The sequence below is a fragment of the Nocardioides sp. CPCC 206348 genome (assembly GCF_048654705.1).
In the GTDB taxonomy this organism is placed as follows: Bacteria; Actinomycetota; Actinomycetes; order Propionibacteriales; family Nocardioidaceae; genus Nocardioides.
The window spans coordinates 5,126-5,503 of the sequence record NZ_JBMCZA010000192.1; the positions used below are offsets into that span (position 1 = coordinate 5,126).

At 75.4% G+C, this 378-nt stretch carries 1 pseudogene; it reads left to right on the top strand.

The window, feature by feature from the left end:
* Window positions 1–378: pseudogene (locus ACOADB_RS16750) on the top strand (exodeoxyribonuclease V subunit beta); the annotation flags it as partial.

The window sequence follows — 378 nt, forward strand, 5'->3', positions numbered from 1 at the left end:
GCCTGGTGGGCGCCGACCAAGAACGCCGAGGCCTCGCCGCTGCACCGACTGCTGATGCGGCAGTCCGCCGCCGACGGATCCCTGCGCGCCGACGTGCCCGTCGCGCCGTCGGTGCCGGACGAGGACACGGTCACCGCGCTGTTCGCCGCCTGGCGCGACCGCGGCGGCCCGAGCCCCGAGGTGTCCCACCCGGCCGCGACCACGGCCCCGCTCGTGGCCGAGTCGCCGGGGGAGCTCTCGGCGCGCGCGTTCACACGGTCTGTCGACACCGGCTGGCGACGGACGTCGTACTCCTCCCTGAGCAACGTGGACCTCGCTGCCGAGATCGGGCAGCCGGGCGTCGACAGCGAGCCCGAGGTCGAGGCCAAGGACGACGAG